This is a genomic window from Aquimonas voraii (genome assembly GCF_900101825.1).
Taxonomy (GTDB): domain Bacteria; phylum Pseudomonadota; class Gammaproteobacteria; order Xanthomonadales; family Xanthomonadaceae; genus Aquimonas; species Aquimonas voraii.
Genome location: NZ_FNAG01000001.1, coordinates 1,092,771 through 1,098,770 on the forward strand (window position 1 = coordinate 1,092,771; position 6,000 = coordinate 1,098,770).

General features: G+C 66.4%; 4 protein-coding genes. All 4 read left to right on the forward strand.

Going from position 1 to position 6,000, the window contains the following annotated elements:
• Positions 1-135 precede the first annotated feature (135 nt).
• Positions 136-1,257, forward strand: coding sequence for a homocysteine S-methyltransferase family protein (locus tag BLP83_RS04655; protein ID WP_091239335.1), 1,122 nt, complete (start codon positions 136-138; stop codon positions 1,255-1,257).
• Positions 1,254-3,947, forward strand: coding sequence for a methionine synthase (gene metH / locus BLP83_RS04660; protein WP_091239338.1), 2,694 nt, complete (start codon positions 1,254-1,256; stop codon positions 3,945-3,947). The genes BLP83_RS04655 and metH overlap by 4 nt, the downstream gene beginning before the upstream one ends.
• Positions 3,948-4,142: 195 nt before the next feature.
• Complete coding sequence (locus BLP83_RS18960; protein WP_245679950.1) at positions 4,143-5,828, forward strand: MSCRAMM family protein; 1,686 nt, start codon at positions 4,143-4,145, stop codon at positions 5,826-5,828.
• On the forward strand, positions 5,762-6,000 hold a 239-nt coding region (locus tag BLP83_RS19360; RefSeq protein ID WP_425388961.1), incomplete at its 3' end, for a transposase. The genes BLP83_RS18960 and BLP83_RS19360, both read left to right, overlap by 67 nt.

Genomic DNA, 6,000 nt, shown 5'->3' on the forward strand with positions numbered 1-6,000 from the left:
TGAGCTCCACTCCGCCACGGTCCCGATCGAACGCGCGCCGCGCCAAAGGCCGCGATGCACGAAGGCTACACCCCCCGCCGCATCCCCGAACAACCGAACGCCCGCCCTCCCCAGGCGCTGCCGAGGAACACCGCAATGCCCAGCTACACCGCCCTGCCCTGGCTCAAGCCCGATCGCGTCGCGAAGCTCGACGCCGCGCTTGCCGAACGCATCCTGATCATCGACGGCGCCATGGGCACGATGATCCAGCGCCATTCGCTGGACGAGGCCGCCTACCGCGGCGAGCGCTTCAAGCAGGGTTTGGACGCGCTGCAGTCGCAGCCGCCCTGCGGACACGAAGGCCACTCGCACGGCGAGGGCTGCGGCTGCGATCTCAAGGGCAACAATGATCTGCTGACGCTGACCCAGCCGCAGATCATTGCCGACATCCATACCGCCTATCTGGAAGCCGGCGCGGACCTGATCGAAACCAACACCTTCAACAGCACCACGCTGTCGCAGGCCGATTACAAGCTGGAGCATCTCGCCCGCGAACTGAACTTCGAAGGCGCCAGGCTGGCCCGCGCCTGCTGCGACGCGATCGAGGCGAAGACGCCCAACAAGCCGCGCTTCGTGGTCGGCATTCTCGGACCCACCAGCCGCACCGCCAGCATCAGCCCGGACGTCAACAACCCGGGCTTCCGCGCGACCAGCTTCGAAGAACTTGCAACGGCCTATCGCGAAGCCACCGAAGGCCTGATCGACGGCGGTGCCGACATCCTCATGGTGGAAACCGTGTTCGACACGCTCAACGCCAAGGCCGCCGTGTTCGCGGTGGAAGAGGTGTTCCAGCAGCGCGGCGCGCGCCTGCCGCTGATGATCTCCGGCACGATCACCGACCGCAGCGGCCGCACGCTGTCGGGGCAGACAGCAGAAGCCTTCTGGTACTCGCTGGCGCATTCGCGGCCACACGCCATCGGCCTCAACTGCGCGCTCGGCGCCAAGGACCTGCGCGCACACGTGGACATCCTGGCGCAGGTCGCGCCGACCCATGTCAGCGCCCATCCGAATGCCGGCCTGCCGAACGCCTTCGGCGGCTACGACGAAACGCCGGAGGAAATGGCCGGCACCCTGCGTGAGTTCGCCGAAGCCGGCCTGCTCAACCTCGTCGGCGGCTGCTGCGGCACCACGCCCGAGCACATCGCCGCGATCGCCCAGGCGGTCTGCGCCATCCCGCCGCGCGCACTGCCCGGCCAGACCACGGAGGCCGCGGCATGAGCACGCCCCGCTACACGCGCCTGTCGGGTCTGGAGCCGCTGGTCATCACGCCCGAGACCAACTTCGTCAACATCGGCGAGCGCACCAACGTCACCGGCTCGGCGCAGTTCCGCAAGTTGATCCTCGACCAGCGCTACGACGAAGCGGTCGAAGTCGCCCGCCAGCAGGTCGAGAGCGGCGCGCAGATCCTCGACGTCAACATGGACGAGGGCATGCTGGACGCCGAGAAGGCGATGGTGACCTACCTCAACCTGATCGCCGCCGAACCCGACATCGCGCGCATTCCGGTGATGGTCGACAGCTCGAAATGGAGCGTGATCGAGGCCGGCCTGCGCTGCCTGCAGGGCAAGGGCGTGGTCAACTCGATCTCGATGAAGGAAGGCGAAGCGGCCTTTCTGGAGCAGGCCCGCCTGGTGCAGCGCTACGGCGCGGCCGCGGTGATCATGGCCTTTGACGAGCAGGGCCAGGCCGACACCTGCGCGCGCAAGGTCGAGATCTGCACGCGCGCCTACCATCTGCTGCGCGACAAGCTCGACTTCCCGCCGGAAGACATCATCTTTGACCCCAACATCTTCGCGATCGCCACCGGCATCGACGAGCACAACAACTACGCGGTGGACTTCATCGAGGCCACCCGCATCATCAAGCAGACCCTGCCGCACTGCCATGTCAGCGGCGGCGTTTCCAACGTCAGCTTCGCCTTCCGCGGCAACAACGTGGTGCGCGAAGCCATCCACGCGGTGTTCCTGTTCCACGCGATCCGCGCCGGCATGGACATGGGCATCGTCAACGCCGGCGCGCTGCCGATCTACGACGACCTCGACCCCGAACTGCGCGAGCGCGTCGAAGACGTGGTGCTGAATCGGCGCGACGACGCCACCGAGCGCCTGCTGGACATCGCCCCCCGCTACAAGAAGGGCAAGGGCGAGACGGTCGACACCAGCGCCAAGCTGGCCTGGCGCGCCAATCCCGTGGCCGAGCGCCTGAAGCATGCGCTGGTGCACGGCATCGACGAGTTCATCGAGACCGACACCGAGGAGGCGCGGCAGGGCTTCGCCAAGCCGCTGGAGGTGATCGAAGGCCCGCTGATGGCCGGCATGAACGTGGTCGGCGACTTGTTCGGCGCCGGCCGCATGTTCCTGCCGCAGGTGGTGAAGTCGGCGCGCGTCATGAAGAAGGCCGTGGCCTACCTGCTGCCCTACATCGAGGCCGAGAAGCTGCGCTCGGGCGATGCCGGCCGCAACAACGGCCGTATCCTGATGGCCACGGTCAAGGGTGACGTGCACGACATCGGCAAGAACATCGTCGGCGTGGTGCTGGCCTGCAACAACTTCGAGGTGTTCGACCTCGGCGTGATGGTGCCGGCACAGACCATTCTCGACCGCGCCCGCGAGGTCAAGGCCGACCTGATCGGCCTGTCCGGCCTGATCACGCCCTCGCTGGAGGAAATGAGCCACGTCGCCAAGGAGATGCAGCGCCAGGGCTTCCACGTGCCGCTGATGATCGGCGGCGCCACCACCTCGCGCGCCCACACCGCGCTCAAGATCGCGCCGCACTACCATTCGCCCACCGTGTGGGTGAAGGACGCCTCGCGCGCGGTCGGCGTGGCGCAGAGCCTGATCAGCGCCGACCTGCGCGCCAGTTTCGTCGCCGCCAACGAGGCCGACTTCGCCGACATCCGCGCCCGCCACGCGCAGAAGGGCAACGGCAAGCGCCTGGTCAGCCTGGAGCACGCACGCGGCCAGCGCTTCCGCGGCGACTGGGCCAACTACGTGCCGCCCACCCCGCGCGTGCCTGGCGTCACCGAACTCAAGGTCGACCTCGCCACCCTGGTCGACTACATCGACTGGACGCCCTTCTTCAACGCCTGGGAGCTGGCCGGCCGCTATCCGGCGATCCTCACCGACGAAGTCGTGGGCCCACAGGCCAGCGAATTGTTCAAGGATGCGCAGGAAATGCTGCGCGAGATCATCGAAGGCGAATGGCTGGAGGCCAAAGCCGTGGTCGGTCTGTGGCGCGCGCACAGCGTCGGCGACGACATCGAGGTCTTCAACGCGCACGGCGGCGAGCTGGCGGTGATCCACGGCCTGCGCCAGCAGGTCGACAAGCCGGCCGAGCGCCCCGACTTCTGCCTGTCCGACTTCATCGCCCCGCACGACTCGGGGCGCGAGGACTGGTTCGGCGCCTTCGCGGTCACCGCGGGGCTGGGCTGCGAGGACCGCGCCCGCGCCTTCGAAGCCGCCCACGACGATTACCGCGCCATCCTGCTGAAATCGCTGGCCGACCGCTTCGCCGAAGCCCTGGCCGAGTACGCGCATGAGCGCGTGCGCAAGGAGCTGTGGGGCTACGCGCCGGACGAGCAGCTCGACAACGAGGCGCTGGTGCGCGAGCAGTACCGCGGCATCCGCCCGGCTCCCGGCTATCCGGCCTGCCCCGACCACACCACCAAGCGCACCCTGTTCCGCCTGCTCGAGGCCGAAGCCCGCTGCGGCATGGCGCTGACCGAGGGCCTGGCAATGACGCCGGCGGCGTCCGTCTGCGGCATGTACTTCAGCCACCCGCAAAGCCAGTACTTCGTGGTCGGCCGCATCAGCAAGGAGCAGGTCACCGACTACGCCCACCGCCGCGGCCTGCCCCTGCACGAGGCGGAACGCTGGCTGGCGCCGGTGCTGGATTACGACCCGGAGTAGCGCAAACCCGGCCGTTCCATATTGCCGGCAGCCCGGCGTTTGATCACATAGTTCAAGAGGCCCGAAAGCCCTATGCAAGCCCCCGGCGCGCCCTTAGGATTCGCCCGCCGGGGCGATTCCGTCCGCGGCTATGGACGACCCTGTGCCGCGTCCGGGCTGCGACTGCCCGAGTGGCCTCATGCCTTTGGGGGCTCAATGAAGCGTTTTCTGATGTTGGCGGGCTTCGCGCTACTTCTTCCCGCGTGCGTGCACGCGAATGACTTCCATCGTGTACTGACGGAGACGCAGCTGGAGATGCGCCGCTCCGAAACGCTCTCGGACGCGGCGCGATCGACGGGCTCCGATGCGCTGTTGGATCGCTTTGCTGCACTCGAAGACGCAGTCAAGGGCGATCCGGTATTGCTGGAGAAGACGCAGCGCCTGCATGCGCTGGCGCGCTTCCAGCTGATTCACGGCGGCCGCATCGGCACGCTTGACCTGCCGCCCCCGGTTCCCACCTATCGACAGCCCGGCGCTGCAGGCGAAAGCTGCGACTCGCCCCTGCCGCTCAACACCGGCGAAGCCCTGGAACTGCAAATGCAGCCCGGCGAGTCGCTGTGGATCCGCGTTCAGGGCAGCACTGAGAAAGCCGTTGGCGTGACCACCCGAGGCTCCCGCCTCGACACACGATTGAGCGCCTGGCCCGACTGCCGCGAACTAGTGGCCGATCCGATCGCCAGCGCTGACGACAGCATCGGCCTGCAGGCCGAGCTGACGCTTCCCACGGACAAGCAGACGTTCTGGCTGGTGCGGCTCGACAACCTCGGCGATCAGTCGGGCACAGTGATTCTCGGCGGCGTGGACTTCTCACTGGTGCAGGGCTCTGTAACTCGATCCACGGGTGGCACGCCGGTCAGCAATGCCACCGTGGGCATGTTCAGGGTGGTGGATGGTCAGTACTGGATTGAGGGCACAACCCAAGTCGACGCGCAAGGACGCTACCTGATCGGATATCAGCAAAGCGGGGCCTATGCGTTCCGCACAGGAAACGTGTGGCCCACGGACCCGCTCGGACATGAGGCGTGGCGCGACACGCCTTGCGCTTCGCGGTTCGAGAACTCCATGTTTGACTGCACTCTCGGCCAAGCTCAGCCAACCCAGATCGCCCTGAATGGAGGTTCGGCCACGCTTGACTTCGCCTTGGACTCCCTTGGGGAAGTCACTGGCTTAGTGACAGATGTCGCGACGGGAGCACCACTGGCGAGCACGCACATCCGACTGGGAATCAATCAGCATCCAGATCTGGGCGCGTCGACTTTCACAGATGCGACGGGACGCTTCCGCATCGGCCTCACGAGCGGAGTCGACTCCTACCTTATTGCGGAGGCGATGGGCTACCGCTCGCAGCTCTACAACGGTATCGACTGCCCGCAGCAGAGCTGCAACCTCAGTTCAGGCACCCCAGTTCGCAACAACCCGGCAAGCCCTGTTCTCCGAGCTGACTTCGCGCTGTCGCCGGCCCCGCGCCTGGATGTCGAGGTGCGAATAGGAGGGGCTTTGGCGCCGCAGTCGGAGTTTTTCACGCTGACGCTCTTTGATCCGGCGGGAACGGCGGTGTACGCCCATTCGTTCTACGGCTCGCGCTTTTCCCTTGAAGACCTTGCCGCGGGAAGTTACCGGGTTCGCATCGAATCAAACCGAGCATATTCGCAGCTCCACGGGTTCTACCCCGATTCTGCGGACACTTTCAGGAAGGCTCATAGTGAGCTGAAGGAGTGTCCATGTCGAAGCGCAAGCGTTACACCGCGGAGTACAAGCGGGAGATCGTCGAGCTGGTGCGGCGATCGAAGTCGAGTTGCCGCCAGGTGGCTCTGGAGGTCGGGGTCAACCCGAACATGCTGACCCGCTGGGTTCGGGAGGCTGAGTCGGCTGGCGGCAAGGCTTTTCCCGGGGCTGGAACACCGCGCGATGAGGAGGTGGCCCGCCTCAAGCGCGAGCTGTCGCGGATCACCAAGGAACGGGATTTTTTAAGAGACGCGGCAGCGTACTTCGCGAAGCAATCACCGAACGGTAC